The sequence below is a fragment of the Pseudomonas sp. KH_021 genome (genome assembly GCF_057838865.1).
Genome location: NZ_CM174477.1, coordinates 3,440,059 through 3,458,088 on the forward strand (window position 1 = coordinate 3,440,059; position 18,030 = coordinate 3,458,088).

An 18,030-nucleotide genomic window follows, 5' to 3' on the forward strand; every position below is an offset into this window, starting at 1 on the left:
GTGCAGTGGATGATCACAGGAATCGTATACATGAACTCCAAGTGCTATTGCACAGGTTGGTCCCTCGTGGCCGGTCTGGCGGCAAGCGTACTGGCATTGCCGAGCTTCGCTGCCGCATTGACACTCGATGAAGCGTTGCGGCTGGCCGAAAACAATGCACCGTCGCTGACCGCACAAGATGCCAAAATTCAGGCTGCCAGCAGTGCAGCTATTCCAGCCGGTGAGTTACCTGACCCCAAACTACTGCTGGGCGTGCAGAACTATCCCATTGGCGGTCCGGATCGCTGGAGCCTCGACCAGGACTTCATGACCATGCAAATGATCGGGGTCCGACAGGAAATGCCCAACAGCGACAAACGCAAAGCGCGCATTGAGGTCGCCTATGCCGCCGTTGATCGAGCTGCGGCAGAGCGTCGAGTCGAACGCCTGAACGTACGCCAATCCACGGCGTTGGCTTGGATCAGCAGCTACTCGGTTGAGCGAAAAGATGCGCTGTTCCAGGACTTGTACAAAGAAAACCGCCTGCTGACCGATACCGTCCGGGCACAGATTGCCGGTGGCCGCGCTCAACCCGCCGATGCAGTGACACCCAAGCAAGAAGCGGCTCAACTGGCAGAGCAGCAGGATGATCTGATTCGCCAGCGCACACAGGCCCGAGCGGCTCTCAAACGCTGGATTGGCTCCGCAGCCAATGATAAACCTGTGGGCAGCTTGCCTGAATGGCCCGTCGATACATCGAGCTACTCACATAAGCTGCAACACCACCCCGAGTTGGCAGCGTTTGCGCCGATGACCCGCGAAGCGCAAGCCAAGGTTCGTGAAGCCGTGTCGCAGAAGCAGTCGGACTGGAGCTGGGAACTGGATTACCAGCACCGTGGCCGTAAGTTTGGCGATATGCTCAGCGTGCAATTTTCCTGGGACCTACCGCTGTTTCCTGACTCTCGCCAAAATCCCAAAATCGCAGCCAAACAAGCTGAACTCAGCCAGCTTGAGGCCGAGCGCGAAGCCCTGTCACGCGAGCACACGCAGCAACTGGAGAACGAACTGGCTGACTATGAGCGCCTGAATCGTGCGGTACGCCGGAACCAGGAAAGCCTGTTGCCGCTGGCCAAGGAAAAGGTCGAACTCAGCATGGCTAGCTACCGGTCCGGAAAAGGCGATTTAAACGCCGTTGTTGCCGCCCGACGTGAACTCATCGAGGCCCGCCTCAAACAGATCGACGTGGAAGAGCAGCGAGCGCTGACCAGTGCGCGTCTGTATTTTGCTTATGGGGAGTCCAGCCAATGATCCTTAAAAAATGGAACGGGACATTGCTGGTAGGCATCGCACTGGCATTGGGTGTTGCCGGTGGTTATTGGTTCGCTCACCAACGTATGAGCGGAGTACCAAGTAACGCCCCGGAGCAGAACCTCAAGTCGCCGGACGAACGCAAAGCACTGTATTGGTACGACCCCATGTACCCGCAGCAAAAGTTCGATAAGCCAGGTAAGTCCCCTTTCATGGACATGCAACTGGTCCCCCAGTACACCAGCGGTGCCGGGGACCGTGCGACCGTCAGTATCGATCCAAGTCTGACCCAGAATCTCGGTCTGCGTTTTGCAACGGTCACCCGTGGGATCTTTGATTCGAGCCTCGATGTGACAGGTGTCTTGGAATTCAACGAACGTGATGTCGCTGTCATTCAGGCACGCACCCCTGGCTTTGTGGAGCGGGTTTATGCCCATGCTCCCGGTGATGTGCTTACAGCCAACGCGGCGTTGGCGGATATCCTGGTGCCGGAGTGGGCCGCCGCCCAGACAGAGTTTCTTGCCCTGAAGCGCAACGGTGATGCTGACCTGTTGGCTGCGGCCCGCCAGCGACTGCGGCTCACAGGGATGCCGGCAACACTGATTACTCAGGTAGAGCGTGGCGCAAAGGTTCAGCCCTACCTGACGCTCACCAGCCCTATTGGTGGTGTGCTGCAAGAATTGAATATACGTGCGGGTATGACCGTGGCGACTGGCGACACTCTGGCGCGCGTCAATGGCTTGAGTAGTGTCTGGCTAGCCGTGGCCGTTCCAGAATCGGATACCGGATCTATCACCGTGGGGCAGGCAGTCGAAGCGCGCTTGCCAGCCTTTCCAGGGGCAATGCTCAGTGGCAAGGTCAGTGCGATTTTGCCTGAAACCAATCCAGACAGTCGCACGCTTCGGGTGCGGGTGGAACTACCCAATCCGGACGGGCGCCTGAGACCAGGTTTGACGGCGCAGGTCCGCCTGAATCGTGCAACTGAGCAAAGTGTGTTGTGGGTGCCGAGCGAAGCGGTGATTCGCACTGGCCGACGTGCCCTGGTGATGCTCGCCGAAGACGCGGGCCGCTACCGCCCAGTGGAGGTGCAACTCGGGCAGGAGAGCGACGGCAAGACGGCGATTTTGAAAGGTCTGGACGAAGGCCAGAAGGTGGTTACGTCTGGTCAGTTTCTACTCGATTCGGAGGCCAGTCTTAAGGGCATCGTTGCACGCCCAGAGGAAGAGTCACCCCCCAGCGCGGTAGCTTCCAGTTTTCATGAGGCGGATGGGCAGATCGTTGAGATCAACGACAAAGAAGTCACGCTCGCCCATGGTCCTTTCAAGACGCTGGGCATGCCTGGCATGACGATGACTTTCCCACTCGCCAGCCCGGCGCTGATGCAGGGCCTCAAGGCTGGTGACAAGGTTCGGGTCGCGGTGAGCCAGACGGACGATGGCTTGCGTGTCGAGCACCTGGATAAATCGGGGGGCCAGCCATGATCGCTGCCCTGATTCGTTGGTCGGTGGCCAATCGCGTTCTCGTATTGTTGGCGACCCTGTTCGTCACCGCTTGGGGCATCTGGTCGGTGCAGAGCACACCTATCGATGCGCTGCCTGATCTCTCCGATGTGCAGGTGATCATCCGCACCCCTTATCCGGGACAAGCGCCGCAGATTGTCGAGAATCAGGTGACCTATCCGTTGGCCACCACCATGCTCTCGGTGCCAGGAGCCAAGACCGTGCGTGGTTACTCCTTCTTTGGCGATAGCTTTGTTTATGTGCTGTTTGAAGATGGCACTGACTTGTACTGGGCCCGCTCGCGGGTGTTGGAATACCTGAGCCAAATACAAAGTCGGTTGCCGGCTAGCGCCAAGCCTGCGTTGGGGCCGGATGCTACGGGAGTAGGTTGGATCTATCAGTACGCACTGGTGGATCGCAGTGGCGGACACGATTTGGCACAGCTGCGCGCACTTCAGGACTGGTTCCTCAAGTTCGAACTCAAGACCCTGCCCAATGTTGCGGAGGTGGCCACCGTGGGGGGCATGGTCAAGCAATACCAGGTGCAGCTTGATCCGCTCAAGCTGGCCAGCCTCGGCATCACTCAGGCTGAGGTAACCGAAGCTATCGGCAAGGCCAATCAGGAAACGGGTGGCGCGGTGCTGGAGATGGCAGAGACCGAGTTCATCGTGCGGGCTTCCGGCTACTTGAAGACGCTCAATGACTTTCGGGCGATCCCGCTCAAGCTGGGCTCGGGCGGTGTGCCGGTGACTCTTGGCGATGTCGCTACGATTCAGTTGGGACCGGAAATGCGGCGTGGCATCACCGAACTCGACGGCGAAGGCGAGACCGTCGGCGGCGTGGTGATTTTGCGCAGCGGCAAGAATGCTCGCGAGACCATTGAAGCGGTCAAGACCAAACTCGACGAACTGAACAGCAGTCTGCCGGCCGGGGTGGAAATCGTCACCACCTACGACCGCAGCAAGCTGATCGACCGCGCGGTGGAGAATCTCAGCCACAAGCTTCTCGAAGAGTTCATCGTTGTCGCGTTGGTCTGCGGGATCTTTCTCTGGCACTTGCGCTCATCGCTGGTGGCGATCATCTCTCTGCCGGTGGGGGTGCTGATTGCCTTCATCGTCATGCGCTACCAGGGCATCAACGCCAACATCATGTCCTTGGGTGGCATCGCCATCGCCATTGGCGCCATGGTCGATGCCGCCGTGGTGATGATCGAGAATGCCCACAAGAAGATTGAAGTGTGGCACGTGACCAATCCAGGGGAGGAACTGAAGGGTGAGCGTCATTGGCATGTAATGACCGAAGCCGCGGCTGAAGTGGGGCCAGCGCTGTTTTTCTGTCTGTTGATCATCACCCTGTCGTTCATACCGGTGTTCACCCTGGAAGCACAAGAGGGGCGACTGTTCGGCCCATTGGCTTTCACCAAAACCTACGCTATGGCCGCAGCGGCGGGATTGTCAGTGACCTTGGTTCCAGTGTTGATGGGCTACTGGATTCGTGGGCGAATCCCGAGTGAACAACAGAATCCGTTGAATCGGTGGTTGATTCGGATCTACCAACCCGCCTTGGACGCGGTGCTGCGTCGCCCCAAAGTCACTCTTCTGGTGGCGCTATTGGTGTTTGTCAGTGCGCTATGGCCAATGTCTCGCTTGGGTGGGGAGTTTCTTCCGCCACTAGACGAGGGTGATCTGCTCTATATGCCTTCGGCCCTGCCGGGGCTGTCGGCGCAGAAGGCCGCGCAACTGCTGCAACAGACTGATCGCTTGATCAAGACCGTGCCAGAGGTTGAACACGTCTTCGGTAAGGCTGGTCGCGCTGAAACTGCGACAGATCCGGCGCCACTGGAGATGTTCGAAACCACCATTCAATTCAAACCACATGAACAATGGCGCCCAGGCATGACCCAGGAAAAATTGGTGGAGGAACTGGACCGCGTGGTACGTGTGCCCGGCCTGACTAACATCTGGATACCGCCGATTCGTAACCGCATCGATATGCTGGCTACGGGTATCAAAAGTCCCATCGGCGTGAAGGTTGCAGGCACCAACCTGACGGATATTGATGCGGTCACCCAGGCGGTTGAGCGAGTGGCCAAAGGCGTACCTGGTGTCAGTTCTGCTCTGGCAGAGCGCCTGACCGGTGGCCGCTATATCGACGTGGATATCGACCGTAAGGCTGCTGCCCGCTATGGAATGAATATCGTCGATGTGCAGTCCATCGTGGCCGGTGCCATAGGTGGTGAAAATGTAGGTGAAACCATTGAAGGGCTCGCACGCTTCCCAATCAACGTACGTTATCCACGTGAGTGGCGTGACTCTCCGGGTGCCTTGGAGCAATTGCCAATCTACACCTCGTCAGGCAGCCAGATCACCCTTGGCACAGTGGCGAAGATCAAGATCACGGACGGTCCGCCGATGCTCAAGAGTGAGAACGCACGGCCTTCAGGCTGGGTGTACATCGATGTGCGAGGTAGGGACATTGCTTCGGTGGTTGCCGATCTACGTCGGGTCATCAACGAGCAGGTCAAGTTACAGCCCGGCATGAGCCTGAGTTACTCAGGGCAGTTCGAATTTCTCGAAAGGGCCAACGCACGACTCAAACTGGTGGTGCCTGCCACTCTGTTGATCATCTTCGTGTTGCTCTATCTGACTTTCGCCCGCTTCGATGAGGCCCTACTGATCATGGCCACTCTGCCATTCGCACTAACCGGCGGAGCATGGTTCCTCTATCTGTTGGGATTCAACCTGTCGGTCGCCACCGGGGTCGGCTTTATCGCGTTGGCTGGGGTTTCTGCCGAATTTGGTGTGATTATGTTGCTCTACCTGAAGAGCGCCTGGGCGGAACGTGTAGACCTCGGCGACAACACTGAACGCGGGCTGGTTGCGGCGATTCGTGAAGGCGCTGTGCAGCGCGTTCGACCCAAGGCAATGACCGTGGCCGTCATCATTGCCGGCCTGCTGCCCATTCTATTGGGCAGCGGAACCGGCAGTGAGGTGATGAGCCGCATCGCCGCACCCATGGTGGGCGGCATGGTCACGGCCCCTTTGCTTTCCCTGTTTGTCATTCCGGCAGCCTATCGCCTGATGCGTCGCCGTCACCTCCAACTTGAACCCAACCCCCCTCAAGGAAAAGTCGTATGAAGCCGACCCTGAGGACGCGGGCAAGTTGAGTCGCCTGGTGATCGGTGGCTCGGCGGTACCGAAGGCGATGGCTGAGAAGTTCCAGAATCAATATGGTGTATCCGTACTGCAGTTGTGGGGCATGACCGAGACCAGCCCGCTTGGGGTGGTGGCGACATCAACACCTAAACTGGAAGCGATGGGCACAGCCTTTACCAACGATAGAATCTGGAGCCGCCAGGGTCGCCTGCAGTTCGGGATCGAGATCAAGATCATCGATGAACAAGGCCAACCGTTACCCTCGGACGGACAAAGCTCGGGGACGCTGATGGTTCGCGGCCCCTGGACGATTGAGCGCTACTATCGCAGCGAGGTCAGCGCCCTGGACGCCGAAGGCTGGTTCAATACGGGTGACATCGCCACGCTCGATACCTTTGGTTTCCTTCGTATCACCGACCGCAGCAAGGACGTGATCAAGTCGGGGGGTGAATGGATCAGCTCGATCGATATTGAGAACGTCGCGGCGGCCTGTAGCGGCGTCAAAGTGGCCGCTGTGATCGGCGTCCATCATCCCAAATGGGATGAACGCCCCCTCTTGGTGGTTGAGCTGCATTCAGACGCCGAATTGAGCGAGACGCAGATGATTGCGCACTTGGAGCCTAACATCGTCAAGTGGTGGATGCCCGATGCGATCATCTTTGCCAGCGTTCCATTGACAGCCACTGGCAAGATCGACAAGAAACTGCTGCGCGAGCGCTATGGCAACCATCTTTGCGGCCTGACCGCTTAAACAAATTGGCGGAGGTTTGCCTGGTGAATTGCGTAACGGCCATCGCAGGCAAGCCTGGCTCCTACAGGGTCGGTAGGAGCCGGCTTTAGCCGCGATGAAGATGACGCGGTTTACCTGATGGGTTGCCCAGAGCCGTGAGGGGTTACAAATCCAGAATGAGCGAGCCGCCCCTGGCTCGCGACACGCAGATCAACAGGCTCTTTTGCGCAGCCTTTTCTTCATCACTGAAGTACTGGTCACGATGCTCGGCCTCGCCCTCAACAATGGCGGTCTCGCAGGTACCGCAGACGCCTTCCCGACACAGGCATTCGACGGTGGCGGCCTGGGCATTCTCGATCGCCTGCAGAATGCTCATGCCCTCTTCGACCCGAAGCTCACGCCCGGACCTGGCCAGTGTCACAGTGAACGCTCCACCTTCGGCCGGTGCCGCCGCGAACTGCTCCCAGTGCACCCGCTCCTGGATACCCAATTGCCGGGCGATGTCGATCACAGCATCGATCAACGGCTTGGGACCGCAGACATACACATGCGCCGCATCCGGCACATCACCCAGCAAAGCCTTCAGATCCAGCCCTGCCCCAAGACTGTCAATATAAAACCGGGTATGCGGCGCATGACAGCCTTCGCTCAGCGCCTGATGGAACGCCCCCTGCTCCGGGCTGCGGAACGCGTAATGCAGTTCATACTGCGCTGCTTGCGCCTTGAGCTCATACAGCTGCGACAGGAAAGGTGTGATGCCGATGCCACCGGCGATCAAGACATGACGCTCTGCACCAGCGTCCAGCGCAAAGAGATTATTGGGGCTGGAGATCATCAGCCGTGTCCCCACCTGCACCTGCTGATGCATGAACGCCGAGCCACCCTTGGACTTTTCCTCAAGGCGCACACCAATCTGGTAGTGGCGGGTATCGAAGGGGTCGCTCATCAACGAATAGGCATTACTGTGCTGGCGCCCGTCCGCTGCCTGCATCTGCACCAGAATATGGCTACCTCCCGTGAAGCCGGGCAGCAACTGCCCGTCTTCGCGGGCCAGGGTAAAGCGCTTGATCTGCGGTGTGACTTGATCAATCGAAATCACGGTGACCGCAAACAGTTCATATTTGTTGGCCATCACTCACCCCAGGCTACGCGCAAAAATATTGTGGAAATGGGCAATGCCATGCTCGCTCAAGCCGGTGCGTCCGCGGTCAGTCATGATCCGCCCCTGGCCTCGGTAGCCACGGGACTTCAGGCCCTTTTGCACACTTTCGACCAAGCGAAGGTCTTCAGGCCGGAACACGTCCCGGTACCACTCGATCAAAGCTTGCTGTTCAGCGGTGATGTCTTTGTTGAGGAAGTACACATCGTAGTGCTGCAAGGTGGTGTTGGCATCCACCGGGAACTCATAGATCACCGTCATGAAGTTCCCGCCCGGCGGCATGTTGAACATGCTGCACGGCCACACCCAGTAGCCAGCGTATTCGGCACCGCCGTTGGCTTCGTCGAACTTGAAAGAACGCTCGGAGGACTTGGCCTTGCCGGACTGCATCGACCAGTTCTGATGCAGCGTGTGGCCGTACTGGCTCACGTCCACCGAGTCGGAAAAGCCCGGGTGCGCAGGCGCGCAGTGGTAGCACTCCTGATAATTGTCGACGATGGATTTCCAGTTGGCCGCGGTATGGCTGACAAAACGCGCGGCCAGATGCAAGTCGTCGATCACCGGGCACGCTTTGCGCATGCTGGCTTCGAGGCCAGGCAGTTGCGCTTCGACGCTGTCAGCCTGGCTATCCATATTAATGAAGATGAAGCCTGCGTATTCCTCGACCCGCAGTTGCACCAGGCTTGAGTTTTCCTTGTCGAAATTCACCACGTTTTCACAGTTGCGAGCGTGTGCCAGCTCACCGTCCAGCTTGAAGGCCCAGGCATGGTAGGGGCAGGTAATCACGTTCTTGGCCTTACCGCTGCCGGCCAGCAATTGGTGACCACGGTGCGGGCAGACGTTGTAGAACGCCCGCAATACGCCATCGCGCCCCCTGACCACAATGATGCTTTCACCCATGATTTCGCGGGTGATGTAGGCATTGCTGTCAGCGACTTCGCTGCGATGCGCCACGCACATCCAGCTCTTGGCAAAGATGGCCTCCTTTTCTGCTTCGAACACAGCCGCTTGCGTGTAGTACGGCGCAGGAATGGTGTAGGCCTCGTCCAGGTTCTGACAGAAATCGGCTGGCAGCTTCACGGTGGTATTCACGATCGATCCTCTTTTTGGTTTTATCTGTTAACCACTGGTTAACATTAAACCATTGGTTAACAGAATCATCGCGAACTTTTCCCTCAAATGCAATTGCTTGTTGCGTGCTGACGGATGAAAAGCCGTCGGGCACCTCAGCGGAACTCAACCGAGAATCGGTGTTTTCATAGGTCATGAACATCCACCGCAGGTGCCCCCATGACACTGCAAGCCGTTGCCCGTCTGGATGAACTGAGCGATCAGCATCCAAGCCGAATCGAATTGAATGGCATCGCTTTGATACTGGTGCGACAAGGCGATCAGGTGCAGGCCTTTCAAGCCGACTGTCCGCATGCCGGGGCGCCACTGGAAGAAGGCGTGCTGTGTGAAGGTCGGCTGATCTGCCCGTGGCACAAGGCGATGTTTGATCTCAAGGATGGCCACGTCTGCGAGCCCCCCGCCTTGGCGGACCTCAAGCGCTATCCCGTACGCGTGATCGAAAATGCTGTGTGGGTCGACGATCAGCCGCTGCCCCACCCTCAACGCCCGGTGAAGGACGCTCAGCGCTGCATGGCCGTCATCGGCGCTGGAGCCGCTGGGAGTGCAGCCATAGCCACCTTGTATCAACAAGGCTTTGCCGGTCGGCTGCTGTGGATCGATCAGGAACCGCGCCCGTCCTACGACCGCACCGCGCTAAGCAAATTTGTCATCGCCGGGGAAATGCCCGACACCGAAATTCCTGCTTTGCTGGGTGACAGCCTTTACCAGCACCCGGGCCTTGAACGGATCCACGCCAAGGTAGAGCGCATCGACCCTCAGGCACACCAGATCCACCTCCACGGCGGCGAGGTAATGGCCTATGACTGCGCATTGCTGGCGACCGGTGCAGTGGCGCAACGGCCGCCTATCGAAGGTGCCGACCTGCCAGGCGCCTTTGTCTTGCGCAACCGCGACGACGCCCAACAGGTGCTGGACGCCGCTCAACCGGGCCAGCAGGCCGTGATCATCGGGGACAGCTTTATCGGCCTGGAAGCTGCTTCGGCCTTACGGGAGCGCGGCCTTGAAGTGCAGGTGGTCTCCCGGCATAGGGTGCCCTTGAGCCGTCAATTGGGCGAGCGTATCGGTGAAACGCTGCAAGCCCTGCACAAACAACAGGGTGTGATATTCCAGACGCAAACCGAACCGCACAGCCTGATCGGCAACGGTCGGGTCGAAGCGGTGCAATTGGAAAATGGCTTGCGCTTGAGCGCCGATCTGGTGCTGTTCGGCACCGGCGTGAAACCCGCTACCGAAATGCTGACAGGCCTGGACCTGGCCGATGACCAGTCTGTGAAGGTCGATGAATATCTACAGGCTGTGCCGGGGTTGTGGGCCGCGGGTGATCTGGCGAACGTGCCCATCGCAGGCCAAAGGCTGCGCATCGAGCACTGGCGGGTGGCCCAGCATCAGGGGCGCGTGGCGGCACTGAACATGCTCGGCCAGCAGCAGACATTCGATGGCGTTCCGTTCTTCTGGACCTACCACTTCGGCAAGACGCTGGAAGTGTTGGGCCACGCCCAACATTGGGACCGCATCGTCTATGAGGGCAACCCGGAAAGTTGGACGTTTATCGCGCTGCTGTGCATCGATGAGCAGGTCGAATCGGTGGTGGCCTGCGAATATCCCGCGGCCATGGCCCTGTTGGCGCAGCGGATGAAACAGCCTTTGACGCGACAGGACGCGCTAACCCTAATTCGCAACGCCACCGCCAGCGCGGCACAGGAAAATCACTAACGAAATAGAGCTTAAATGTCCGCCAGGGCGCGAAGCCGCGCCATTTCTTCAGCCTCGACCGTGACGCCTTCCCGGGCCGAGACCTCGCGCTCGCGAAAGCGTCGCTCACCCGGCAACCGTTGCAAACCGGCTTCTTGCATCTGACGGACCAACTCATGGCTGCGCTCAGCAAATCCGCCACCGGATTTTTGCGGATCGATGACGATGATCAATTGCCCCGTCCACGGCGTTTTCGCCCCCGGATGTTGCGACCAGTCGAACTCAAAGGAGAAGTTCCCACCCGTCAGTGCTGCAGCCAGCAACTCGACCATCATCGACAGCGCCGAACCCTTGTGCCCGCCGAAGGGTAGCAGCGCGCCGCCATCCAGTATGGCGTTCGGATCGCAGCTAGGCTGGCCGTTACAGTCCACGCCGATGCCTGGGGGTAGTAGCTCGCCCTTACGCGCCGCGATCTGTACGTCACCGTGAGCCATGGCGCTGGTGGCCATGTCGAAGACGATCGGGTCACTGCCCGCACACGGCGCGGCGAAGGCGATGGGGTTGGTGCCAAACAACGGTTTTTTCGCCCCATGCGGCACCACGCAGGTCATGCTGTTGACCACGCTCAGTGCCACCAACCCTTCCTCGGCAAAGGGCTCGACATCCGGCCACAAGGCGGCGAAATGATGAGAGTTATGAATGGCCAGGACGGCGATGCCCGCCTCACGCACTTTCTTGACCAACAATGCTCGCGCAGCAGCCAGCGCCGGCTGGGCAAAACCGCCGCCGGCATCGACGCGCACGAACCCTGAGGCCACATCGGTCACCACTGGCACGGCCTTGCCATTGACCCAGCCGCTGGCCAGCGTCGACACGTAGCCTGGGATACGGAACACACCATGACTGTGGGCGCCGTCACGCTGCGCACTGGCGCAGTTAAAAGCCAATACCCGGGCCACTTCAGCTGAAGTGCCATGTCGCTCGAAAATCGTCTGCAGCATTGCCTGCAGGTCATTGAAAGCAATGTGTTCGCCAACGTGATCGGTATGCGCGGACATCTGGAGCTCCATTGTTAATAGTGGGAGTGTAAACAGCAGATGGCTGATAAACCAACAGCGGATTGCAATCTGTCGCCGCTGCCGCCAGGCTGTGATCAACCCACGTTTAATCAGGAGGATTATTTTCCATGGATTGCCAAACCATCGTTCTGGGCGCTGGTATCGTCGGCGTCTGCACGGCCCTGCACTTGCAAGCACGGGGGCGCAAAGTGGTGCTGATCGACCGCAACCCGCCGGGCAGCGGCACCAGCTACGGCAACGCCGGCCTGATCGAACGATCAAGCGTGATTCCCTATGCCTTCCCTCGAGAGCTGTCGAGCTTGCTGCGCTATGGCTTGAACCAGCAGTCCGACGTGCGCTACAGCTGGCGCTACCTGCCCAAGGTCGTCCCCTGGCTATTTAAGTACTGGCAAAACTCCGCGCCCGGTCCTCTGGCCGTTGCCACCCAGGCCATGCTGCCGTTGGTGGAGCGCTGCATCGAGGAACATGATGCACTGGTCGAAGCCGCCGAACTGGGCTCGCTGATCAAGGCCCACGGCTGGATCGAGGTGTACCGCAATCACGACGCCTTCCAGAAGGCCAAGGCCGATGCCAACGCCCTGGTCAGTTACGGCTTGCGCTTCGAGATACTCGACCGCCAGCAACTGCATGAGCGCGAGCACGACCTGAGCGCCAATGCCATCGGCGGCATTCACTGGTTGGACCCCAAGACTGTCACCGACCCTGGCGCACTGGTGCGTGGCTACAATGCACTGTTCGTCAAACGCGGCGGGCTGTTCATCCACGGCGATGCGCGCAGCCTGCGCCAGCTCGACAGTGAATGGCAGGTGGATTCGCGCCAAGGCCCGATCACCGCCCCCGAGGTGGTCATCGCCCTCGGCCCGCAGTCTGGGGACTTGTTCAAGCGCCTGGGCTACGCCATTCCGATGGAGATCAAGCGCGGCTACCACCGCCACTATCGCCCGCGCGACGGTGCGGTGCTTGCGCATTCGATCTGCGATGCCCAGGCCGGTTACGTGCTGGCGCCCATGGCGCAGGGCATCCGCCTGACCACCGGCATCGAGTTTGCGGCGAGCGAAGATCCGGCCAACGAGATCCAGCTCAAGCGTTGCGAAACCCTGGCACGCTCGCTGTTTCCCTTGGGCGAACCTGTGGAGACCACGCCCTGGCTGGGTCGCCGCCCTTGTCTACCGGACATGCGCCCGGTCATCGGCCCCGCTTCGCGTCACAAAGGCCTGTGGTTTAACTTCGGCCACGCTCATCACGGCCTCACGCTGGGCCCGGTCAGTGGCCGCCTGTTGGCGGAAATGATGACCGGCGCAGCCACTTTTACCGACCCCACACCCTACAGCGCAGCGCGTTTCAACTGACCCAAGGAGCTACCATGTCCCTGACCATTCGCCCGGCCACCCGCGAAGACGTTGAACAGATCCTGGGTTTTATCACGGAGCTGGCTGTCTTTGAGAAAGCCGCCGAGCAAGTCGTCGCCAGCGTCGCCGACATCGAGCAAAGCCTGTTTGGCGAGCAGGCCAGCGCCCACGCGCTGATGTGCTACCAGGGCGATCAGCCCGTCGGGTTTGCGGTGTACTTTTTCAACTACTCCACTTGGCAAGGCCGAAACGGGCTGTACCTGGAAGACCTGTACGTGGCCACCGAGTACCGTGGCTGCGGGGCGGGCAAGGCGTTGCTGCGGTATCTGGCCCAGCTGGCCTGCGACAAAGGCTGCGGACGGTTTGAATGGAGTGTGCTGGACTGGAACCAGCCGGCCATCGACTTCTACCAATCCATCGGTGCCGAGCCGCAGGATGAATGGGTGCGCTACCGGTTGGATGGCGAGCGACTGAAGCAATTTGCACTATCTGGACTCTAAGCGAGCCCTAATACCAGGGTAGGAGCCAGCCTTGGCTGCGATGAGGACACCGCGATGTGTCAGGCACGATACCTCGCGGGGAAACCCGGATTGGCAAAAATAGCCGACCATGTCACACCCGAACTGTGGTCAGTTTCCGTAAAGCGTGTCGGATAAGTGTCGTTAGTAATCATTGTTATTTTACTCCCGCCAGTGGCCAATGGCCTTTGAGGGAGTGGCCGCATAGTCTGTGCCATTCCACAGCAAAGCAAACTCACCGTTATTTCAATGACTTGGAAAACAAGCCAGCGCAGAGTCGTGCAGTTCGCCTGATCACGAGATAAATAACGGGTTTTCTGCACTCTCGGCCCGTTGAAAGTCGTAAAGTTTCAAGTTCGACAGATATCGATGTAGGAATTTTCCTATTTATTATGTGGAGTTTTCCTTCAGCCTATACTTCGAATATCCAAAATGGAGAAATCGTCTTAAGGTGTGCGGCCTACCCCACCACCCCGGTGCCCGCATTGCTTTCAGGCACTGTCAAGGAGCCATTCGATGCACAAGGCACTCATCGTCGACGACCACCCCGTGATCCGCCTTGCCGTTCGCCTGCTGCTGGAGCGCAAGGGTTATAAAGTGGTCGGTGAAACCGGCGACGCCGCAGGGGCAATCCAACTGGCTCGCGAGACCCATCCCGATGTGGTCATTCTTGATATCGGGCTTCCGGGAGCCGATGGCCTGGAAGTCATAGAACGGCTCAAGCGCCTCGACTCTCCGACACGTGTGCTGGTGTTGACCGCTCAGGAACCGGCCCTTTACTCCAAGCGCTGCCAGCAAGCCGGCGCCGCCGCTTTTGTCCGCAAAGGCGAAGATCTTGAAGAACTGCTCGGCGCACTTCGCGCCGTGATGTCCGGCTACAGCTGTTTCCCTGACTTGATGAACTCCCCGCGCACACGCAGTCGCAAACTGCACAGTGAGGAGCATTTATTCTCGACCTTGTCCAACCGAGAGCTGGCGGTACTGGAACACTTGGCCAAAGGCTTGAGCAACAACGCCATCAGTGAAGTCATGAACCTGAGCCCGAAAACCATTAGCACTTACAAGACCCGTATCATGGAGAAACTGCAGGTCAGCTCGCTGGTTGAAATGGTCGATATGGCCAAGCGCTTGACACCGATCTGAACCTGCATGCCCAACCTTGGCGCTGCGCTACTGACGTTCTGGCTGCTGCTCGGGCTCCCGGAGGCAGCCATGGCTCAGCCTGGGCAAGCGCGCCAGCTATTGGCGCGGCCTGGAATCGGCAACGAACAGCCCATCTTGAGCGCGACGCAGCTGCAATGGCTCAAGCACAAGCAGGTATTGGTGTTTGGAACATCAGCACCGGACTATCCCCCCTTCGACATTAACGTCAGCCAGTCCGAATACGAGGGTTTGACTGCGGACTACATCGGCTTGCTCGCTGAGCGCCTGGATGTAGCCGTGCAGGTGCGGCGCTTTGACAGCCGGCGCGAAGCCATTGATGCCCTGCATGCCGGCAGCATTGATTTACTGGGCAGCTCCAACAGCTTCGAGGCGGCTGATGCGAACCTTGTGCTCAGCCAACCCTATGCCGAAGACCAATCGGTGATCGTGACGCCGGCCGGCAAGCCGCGTCTTCCTGATGACAGCCTGGCAGACGCAACCTTGGCCATGGTGGACCATTACTTACCCACCACAGACGTAGAAAAGCTCTATCCGCAGGCCCGACTCACGCTATACCCCTCCATTCAAGCCGCCTTGGCCGCCCTTGCCTTTGGCGCCGCGGACGCTTATCTGGGCGACGCCATCAGCTCTGATTACCTGGTCAGCAAAAACTATCTGGACAGCGTTCGTTTGTCCCACTTCGTTCGCCAGCCACCCAAGGCCTTCGGCTTTGCCCTCAATCGCGATACACCCGAGTTGCTAGCGCTGATCAACAGCGCCTTGCTCAGCATTGGTGAAAGCGATCGGTTGAATATTCTCAAGCGCTGGAGTGGCGGTAGCACCAGCATGCTGATGAGTAACGCCGCGTTATACCTAAGCCCGCAAGAACGCCAATGGATCGAGCAGCATCCGGTCATCCGAGTGGTGATCAACGAAAGCTTCGCCCCCTTGACCTTTTTCGACGCCGACCAGCGATTTCGCGGTATTACCGCCGATGTCCTGCAACAGATCAGCTTGCGCACCGGTTTGCGCTTCGAGATCAGTGCGGTCGATTCGGTCCAGGCCATGATCGACGCGCTGAGCCAAGGCCAGGCAGACATGATCGGTGCGATCAATCGCAGTGACAGGCGCGAGCAGGCGCTGCACTTTACCCGCCCTTATCTTGCCAACTCGTTTGTGCTGATCACCCGCCAGGATGGACCAGGCTCCATGACGCTGGAACAACTTCAGGGCAAGCGCCTGGCACTGGTGAAGGGCACATTGTTGGAAGCGCATTTGCAACAGCAATTTCCGACCATCACCCTGGTGCCGGCTCGCAACGCTCTGGATGCCATGGAAAGGGTCGCCCAAGGGCGAGCGGACGCGGCGCTGAACGCGCAGATCAGCGCCAGCTATTTCGTCAATCGTCTGTTCAAGGACCGCTTGCGGATTGTCGCCACCGTTGGCGATATACCGGCCACAACGGCCTTTGCCACCCGGCCGGATGACTCAGTCCTGCTGGCCATCCTGGACAAGTCCCTGCTGGCGATTGCACCCGATGAAATGGTCCAACTGGCCAATCGCTGGCGCACCAACGCGGTGATCAATGACAGTTCATGGCGAAACTACCGGTCGTTGATCATTCAGATTCTGTTGGGTGCTGGCGCCTTGCTCCTGGGTTTTCTGGCCTGGAACACCCACTTGCGCAAGCTCAACCAAGAGCGCGCCGTGCTGCTTGAGCAACTGCGTCAGGCCAAGGAGCGGGCGATTGACGCCAGCCGAGCCAAAACCACCTTTCTGGCGACCATGAGCCACGAAATCCGTACGCCCATGAACGCTGTCATCGGCTTGTTGGAAATGGCCTTGAAAAAAGCCGACCAGGGCCAGTTGGATCGCTTCGCGCTGCAAGTGGCTTTCGATTCGGCCAACGGCCTGTTGGCCCTGATCGGCGATATTCTCGATATCGTTCGAATCGAATCTGGCCACATGAGCCTGAACCCCGAGCCCTCCGATCTGCGTGCGCTCTTTCTGGCTGCGGGGAGAATGTTCGAGGGGAATGCCCGGCTCAAGGGGTTGCGGCTGATCGTCGAGCTGCAGCCGGACTTGCCTGAGACGGTGCTGATCGACCCTTTGCGCTTCAAGCAGATCCTGTCGAACTTGCTGAGCAATGCGTTGAAATTCACCGAGCAGGGCCAGGTGCGGCTGGTGGTGCGCGGTAAACGCCTGGACGATGCCGACAGCCTGGAACTGATGGTGCTGGTCGAAGATACCGGCATCGGTATCAGTGCTGAGGATCAGGCGCGCCTGTTCAGCCCTTTCGCCCAGGCTGATGGCCCCGCAACCCGCCAGGGTACCGGCCTGGGCCTGGTCATCAGTCGCACCTTGTGTGAAATGATGGGCGGCCGTTTGACCCTGCAAAGCACGCCTGGCCAAGGCACCCGAGTGCGCTTGCACCTGAACGTACCGCTGAGCCGTGCACCGGTTACCCAGGAGGCACCGGCAGTGCAGGCGGCGAAGGTCAGCTTGAGCGTCCTGGTGGTGGATGACTACCCGGCCAACCTGATGCTGTTGAACAAGCAATTGACCTTTCTGGGTCATCGGGTCAGCGAGGCCGCCGATGGGGTGGCGGGACTTGAGGCCTGGCGTCGTGGGCATTTCGACGTTGTCATCAGCGATTGCAACATGCCTGTGATGAACGGCTATGAGCTGAGCCAGGCCATTCGTGCTCAAGAGCAGGCCCAGGGTCGACAGGCCTGCCTGATTCTGGGCTTCACCGCCAACGCCCAGGCCGAAGAACGGGAGCGATGCCTGGCAGCTGGCATGAACGACTGCCTGTTCAAGCCGATTGGCTTGAACGAGCTCAACCTGCACCTCAATGCCCTGACACCCCTGACACCCCTGGCGCCAGCGGGGCCAGTCAATGAAGGCCTGGACCTGGACCAGGTACGTCAGTTGAGCCTGGGCGATCCTTTATTGGTCGAGCGCTTGCTCAAGGAAATTGCTCGCAGCAATCAAGAGGAATATCAGGCACTTCTGGCATTGACCCAAGCCTGCGACCTGACGGCGCTTGCCGACCTGGCCCACCGCATTCTTGGCGGCGCGCAATTGCTCAAGGCCAAGACGATCGTTGCCCGTTGCGAGGCCCTGGAACAGGCTTGCCGAGCAGGCGCCAGTCCGGCACACATCCAGGCTCTGAGTGAGAATTTACAATCAAGCCTGGCGAATCTGGCCGATCAACTCGGCCGTCACCTGAAGTCCGATCCAGACGAAAGGGATTTCGGTTCGTAACAAAATCCAATTAAGATAAAT

11 protein-coding genes and 1 pseudogene are annotated in these 18,030 nt (G+C 59.1%); 9 read left to right on the top strand and 3 right to left on the bottom strand.

The window, feature by feature from the left end; translation table 11 throughout:
* The first annotated feature begins 30 nt into the window (after positions 1-30).
* The 4 genes and pseudogenes from AC3IX4_RS15925 to AC3IX4_RS15940 form a co-directional block, all read left to right on the top strand.
* Positions 31-1,287 carry a TolC family protein gene (locus AC3IX4_RS15925; RefSeq protein WP_489256399.1) on the top strand — a complete coding sequence of 419 codons (1,257 nt, stop codon included), beginning with the start codon at positions 31-33 and terminating at the stop codon, positions 1,285-1,287.
* Positions 1,284-2,768, top strand: a complete 1,485-nt coding sequence (locus AC3IX4_RS15930) for an efflux RND transporter periplasmic adaptor subunit (protein WP_489256400.1) — start codon at positions 1,284-1,286, stop codon at positions 2,766-2,768. The genes AC3IX4_RS15925 and AC3IX4_RS15930 overlap by 4 nt, the downstream gene beginning before the upstream one ends.
* Positions 2,765-5,923 carry an efflux RND transporter permease subunit gene (locus AC3IX4_RS15935; protein WP_489256401.1) on the top strand — a complete coding sequence of 1,053 codons (3,159 nt, stop codon included), beginning with the start codon at positions 2,765-2,767 and terminating at the stop codon, positions 5,921-5,923. Before AC3IX4_RS15930 ends, AC3IX4_RS15935 begins: the two co-directional genes overlap by 4 nt.
* Positions 5,922-6,692: pseudogene (locus AC3IX4_RS15940) on the top strand (AMP-binding protein); the annotation flags it as partial. The gene AC3IX4_RS15935 and the pseudogene AC3IX4_RS15940, both read left to right, overlap by 2 nt.
* Positions 6,693-6,834: 142 nt before the next feature.
* Here the strand turns inward: AC3IX4_RS15940 and AC3IX4_RS15945 are convergent.
* Together AC3IX4_RS15945 and AC3IX4_RS15950 are read right to left on the bottom strand one after the other, a co-directional pair.
* A complete protein-coding gene (locus AC3IX4_RS15945; RefSeq protein WP_489256402.1) occupies positions 6,835-7,803 on the bottom strand; it encodes a PDR/VanB family oxidoreductase in 969 nt (322 codons plus the stop codon).
* A 3-nt stretch (positions 7,804-7,806) separates the two neighbouring features.
* Positions 7,807-8,922: an aromatic ring-hydroxylating oxygenase subunit alpha gene (locus tag AC3IX4_RS15950; protein WP_489256403.1), complete on the bottom strand. Its 1,116-nt coding sequence runs from the start codon at positions 8,920-8,922 to the stop codon at positions 7,807-7,809.
* A gap of 198 nt (positions 8,923-9,120) precedes the next feature.
* Here AC3IX4_RS15950 and AC3IX4_RS15955 point away from each other — a divergent pair, with 198 nt between their 5' ends.
* A complete protein-coding gene (locus AC3IX4_RS15955) occupies positions 9,121-10,674 on the top strand; it encodes an FAD-dependent oxidoreductase (RefSeq protein ID WP_489256404.1) in 1,554 nt (517 codons plus the stop codon).
* Between the two features lie 11 nt (positions 10,675-10,685).
* Here AC3IX4_RS15955 and AC3IX4_RS15960 read toward each other — a convergent pair whose 3' ends face one another.
* Entirely contained in the window at positions 10,686-11,711 is a 1,026-nt protein-coding gene (locus AC3IX4_RS15960; RefSeq protein ID WP_489256405.1) for an Ldh family oxidoreductase, read from the bottom strand.
* Positions 11,712-11,839: 128 nt separating this feature from the next.
* On the opposite strand from AC3IX4_RS15960, the gene AC3IX4_RS15965 reads away from it, so the two are divergent.
* From AC3IX4_RS15965 to AC3IX4_RS15980, 4 genes are all read left to right on the top strand, one after another.
* Positions 11,840-13,081 carry an NAD(P)/FAD-dependent oxidoreductase gene (locus tag AC3IX4_RS15965; protein ID WP_489256406.1) on the top strand — a complete coding sequence of 414 codons (1,242 nt, stop codon included), beginning with the start codon at positions 11,840-11,842 and terminating at the stop codon, positions 13,079-13,081.
* 14 nt (positions 13,082-13,095) lie between these two features.
* Positions 13,096-13,581 carry a GNAT family N-acetyltransferase gene (locus AC3IX4_RS15970; protein WP_489256407.1) on the top strand — a complete coding sequence of 162 codons (486 nt, stop codon included), beginning with the start codon at positions 13,096-13,098 and terminating at the stop codon, positions 13,579-13,581.
* Between the two features lie 534 nt (positions 13,582-14,115).
* On the top strand, positions 14,116-14,742 hold the full coding sequence (locus AC3IX4_RS15975; protein ID WP_489256408.1) for a response regulator: 627 nt from the start codon (positions 14,116-14,118) through the stop codon (positions 14,740-14,742).
* Between the two features lie 6 nt (positions 14,743-14,748).
* Positions 14,749-18,009: a transporter substrate-binding domain-containing protein gene (locus tag AC3IX4_RS15980; RefSeq protein ID WP_489256409.1), complete on the top strand. Its 3,261-nt coding sequence runs from the start codon at positions 14,749-14,751 to the stop codon at positions 18,007-18,009.
* Positions 18,010-18,030: the final 21 nt, after the last annotated feature.

Coding starts and splice junctions, on each gene's coding strand:
- AC3IX4_RS15925 (WP_489256399.1), top strand. CDS start 31: ATGAACTCCAAGTGCTATTGCACAGGTTGGTCCCTCGTGGCCGGTCTG.
- AC3IX4_RS15930 (WP_489256400.1), top strand. CDS start 1,284: ATGATCCTTAAAAAATGGAACGGGACATTGCTGGTAGGCATCGCACTG.
- AC3IX4_RS15935 (WP_489256401.1), top strand. CDS start 2,765: ATGATCGCTGCCCTGATTCGTTGGTCGGTGGCCAATCGCGTTCTCGTA.
- AC3IX4_RS15945 (WP_489256402.1), bottom strand. CDS start 7,803: ATGGCCAACAAATATGAACTGTTTGCGGTCACCGTGATTTCGATTGAT.
- AC3IX4_RS15955 (WP_489256404.1), top strand. CDS start 9,121: ATGACACTGCAAGCCGTTGCCCGTCTGGATGAACTGAGCGATCAGCAT.
- AC3IX4_RS15960 (WP_489256405.1), bottom strand. CDS start 11,711: ATGTCCGCGCATACCGATCACGTTGGCGAACACATTGCTTTCAATGAC.
- AC3IX4_RS15965 (WP_489256406.1), top strand. CDS start 11,840: ATGGATTGCCAAACCATCGTTCTGGGCGCTGGTATCGTCGGCGTCTGC.
- AC3IX4_RS15970 (WP_489256407.1), top strand. CDS start 13,096: ATGTCCCTGACCATTCGCCCGGCCACCCGCGAAGACGTTGAACAGATC.
- AC3IX4_RS15975 (WP_489256408.1), top strand. CDS start 14,116: ATGCACAAGGCACTCATCGTCGACGACCACCCCGTGATCCGCCTTGCC.
- AC3IX4_RS15980 (WP_489256409.1), top strand. CDS start 14,749: ATGCCCAACCTTGGCGCTGCGCTACTGACGTTCTGGCTGCTGCTCGGG.